We start from the raw sequence: 560 nt of genomic DNA, 5'->3' as shown, positions 1-560 counted from the left end.
GAGGAGAAGGCAGCGATCAAGGACGGCCGGATCCCGGAGGCATGGAAGGCAAAGCCAGCCCGGCTCCGCCAGAAGGATCGCGATGTCCGTTGGAGCGTGAAATACACCAAAGCCAAGGTGAAGGAGGGTGCCGATCCCAAGGCCTTCAAGCCGGTCGATCTCGCCATCCCGATGTTCGGCTACAAGAACCACATCGGCATCGACAAAGCCCATGGGCTGATCCGCACCTGGGATGCCAGCGCCGCCAATGCCCATGACGGCGCCCGGTTGCCGAATCTGATCAGCACGAGCAACACCGGCTCGGGCGTCTGGGCCGATACCGCCTACCGGTCGAAGAAGAACGAGGCCTTCCTTGAGAAGGGTATGTTCAAGAGCCACATCCACCAGCGCAAGCCGAACCGCCGTGCCATGCCCGAGCGTGTCGCCAGAGCCAATGCGAAGCGCTCAGCCATCCGCTCGGCAGTCGAACACGTCTTTGCCGGGCAAAAGCACCGCATGGGCCTGATCGTGCGCACCATTGGCATTGCCCGCGCCCGCATCAAGATCGGCATGGCCAACCT

General features: G+C 62.7%; 1 protein-coding gene. It reads left to right on the top strand.

Features of this window, described 5'->3' with window-relative positions:
- On the top strand, positions 1 to 560 hold a 560-nt coding region (locus tag AX703_RS03195; protein ID WP_156451887.1), incomplete at both ends, for a transposase.

The sequence above is a fragment of the Novosphingobium sp. CCH12-A3 genome (genome assembly GCF_001556015.1).
Lineage (GTDB): Bacteria > Pseudomonadota > Alphaproteobacteria > Sphingomonadales > Sphingomonadaceae > Novosphingobium > Novosphingobium subterraneum.
This window is presented reverse-complemented; position numbering and strand designations above follow the sequence as displayed.